Source organism: Hymenobacter agri, from assembly GCF_054778495.1.
The window spans coordinates 1-2,324 of sequence record NZ_BAAGZM010000644.1; the positions used below are offsets into that span (position 1 = coordinate 1).

Annotated in this window: 3 protein-coding genes; 1 reads left to right on the forward strand and 2 read right to left on the reverse strand. The window is 64.3% G+C overall.

Translation table 11 applies throughout. The features are described from left to right. Nucleotides 1-181: 181 nt before the first annotated feature. Together ACYVDE_RS20530 and ACYVDE_RS20535 are read right to left on the reverse strand one after the other, a co-directional pair. A complete protein-coding gene (locus ACYVDE_RS20530) occupies nt 182-919 on the reverse strand; it encodes a hypothetical protein (protein WP_460503402.1) in 738 nt (245 codons plus the stop codon). A gap of 74 nt (nt 920-993) precedes the next feature. Continuing rightward, nucleotides 994-1,725, reverse strand: a complete 732-nt coding sequence (locus ACYVDE_RS20535) for a tetratricopeptide repeat protein (RefSeq protein ID WP_460503403.1) — start codon at nt 1,723-1,725, stop codon at nt 994-996. Nucleotides 1,726-1,954: 229 nt separating this feature from the next. Here ACYVDE_RS20535 and ACYVDE_RS20540 point away from each other — a divergent pair. Further along, the coding region (locus ACYVDE_RS20540; RefSeq protein ID WP_460503404.1) for an alpha/beta hydrolase at nt 1,955-2,324 on the forward strand (370 nt) is incomplete at its 3' end.

Consider the following 2,324-nt stretch of genomic DNA (forward strand, 5'->3'; position numbering starts at 1 on the left):
GCGCTGCGCCTGCCCACGGCTGGCTGGCCGGCGGGCCTGTACCTGGTGCACGTGCAGGTGGGCGGGGCCGGCGGCTTCGTCAAAAAGCTCGTCGTAGAATAGAGGTATGATGGTTTCAGCAATGAAAAAGCCCCTCAGTATTGCTGCGGGGCTTTTTCATTGCTGAAATTTTCGAAGAGGGCTATTCCAGCGAATACTCCACCTTCAGCATGACCGTGCCGAAGCCGTCGGTATTGGCCGAGGCGCCGCCTAGGCGCTTATTGCTGATGTCGTCGAGCTGGTCGGTGGTGGTGAAGTAGTAGTTGCCTTCGAGGCCCGCCCGCCAGCGGTCGAACAGGTGTACGCTGAAGCCCGCGCCCACCGGGAAAGCTCCGGCCATGGCAGGATAGTCGTTGCGCTCGGGGGCGAAATAAGAGGTGCCGTCGCCGGGGCGGCTGGTGCCCAGGTACGCCTGGGGGTTGTAGAGCAGCAGGCCCGCGCCACCCTGCACATACACCTGAAAAATGGGCGCTTCGGCGTTGGAAGCGGCAAATACCGATTCGTCGGCCAGCAGGTCGTAGCGCAGAAACACAGTGCCCAAACCGTTCTGGCTGGTGAAAGCCAGGCCGCGCTCGCGCAGGTGGTCGCGGGCGCCCAGCGAGATGTAGCTGCCCTCGCTGCCCAGGTGCAGATGGGGCGTAAGACGATAAAGCACCCCCAGGCTAACGGCCGGCCCATAGAAGTTGTCGCCGGGGCTGTTGCCGAGGTCGCCGTTGTAGAGGCCGGTGCCGCCGGCCAGCGTGAGGTGCAGCGGGCCGCGGTAGTAGGGGCGGCCCTGGTGGTTGAAGTAGCGCACCTGGCGCTGGTGCTGGGCGGCAGCGGGCCGGGCCGCAAGGGCGGCAGTGGCCATCAGGCCCAGGGCAAATGCTCGTAAATGCATACGTTCGATAAATGGTAAAGGGCCGCCTGCCCGGCCCTAACGTAGCCGACCCTGAAATCGGTACAGCAGCGGGCTTATTTAAACGTGCCCTGCGGGTCGGGCTGCTTGGCCAGCAGGTCGGAAATGAGGTTGAAATCGAGGCTGCCGGGGCTGATGGACTGGCCTTTGTGCACGGCAGCCCACGCATCGGCGTACTTCTCCTGGTAGTAGAGGCCGCGGGCCAGCTCCTGCCAGGCGGTGGCGTTGTTGGGGGCCAGGGTGGTGGCGCGCTGCAGCAGGTCGAGGCCGGTGGTCAGGTCCTTCTTCTTCTTCGTTTGGCCGTAGCGGATGAGGTGGCTGGTACCAAGGTCGCTTAGCAGCAGGCCGTTGGCAGGGGCCAGGGCCAGGCCGGTGCCCAGCAGGGCAATGGCGGCATCGGGGGTGGGCTGGGCGCTGGCCACAATGCCCAGGCCGCGGTAGGCGTCGGCATTATTAGGGTCGAGCAGCCAGGCCAGGTTGAAGCGGTAAGTAGCGGTGTCGGGCTTGTTTTCGCTCAGGTATTCGAAGCCCTTATTGGCGAAAAAGGCGCTGGCTTCGGCCGGCGAGGCGAAGCTGGCGGCAATGGCTTTGAGCTGGGCTTCGCCGATAACCTGGGTAGCCTGCGCGGCGGTAAGGCCACCAAACAGCGGCTGCAGGCGGGCAACGCGGGGCGAAGGGGCCGTGGTGGTGACCAAGCTACCATCGGCGTTGGCGGCGCTGGTACGGCTTTTCCGCTGAGCCTGGGCCGGAGCGGCTCCCAGCAGCCCGAGCACAACCAGCGCGGCCAAGGCTTGCGAAATAGATTTTACAGAAGCAGAGATTGACACGGATTTGACGTAAAGAGCGAGGAAAGTCGGTGGGCAAAATATTCAGCCAGCGCCGGTTCTGGCAAAGATAAAGCCAACGCTGCCAAGCCGTGAAGCCGGCCGCTGCTATGGTTGAGGCAAACTGTAGCCGCTTGCCCGGCGTAGGTGCGGCTACTGCGCCGGCTGCGGGCAGTAGCTTCTTCATTCCTCTATGCGTCGTTTTCTGTTATTATCGCCGGTAGCCCTGCTGCTGGCGGCGGTGGCCGTGGTACTGGCCACCGAATATGCGATGGCTCGCCCTAGCCACCGCACCAAAGACATCCCGTACGTGGCTGCTTCGGCTCCCGACTTCGACAAGGAGCGCCACTTGCTCGATGTGTACGCGCCCAAAAACGCGCAGCCCAGTTCGGCCCGCTACCCGGTGGTGCTGTTCATTCACGGCGGCAGCTGGACGAGCGGCAGCAAAAACCTCTATAGCTTCGTGGGGCGCCGGCTGGCCAAGCAGGGCGTGGTGGCGGTGGTCATCAGCTACCGCCTGGCCCCGGCCGTGCACGTGCCCGAACAGGCCGCCGACTGCGCCC

What these genes read in the sequence shown, in the direction of transcription:
- ACYVDE_RS20530 (WP_460503402.1), bottom strand. Translation starts at nt 919, where the DNA reads ATGCATTTACGAGCATTTGCCCTGGGCCTGATGGCCACTGCCGCCCTT.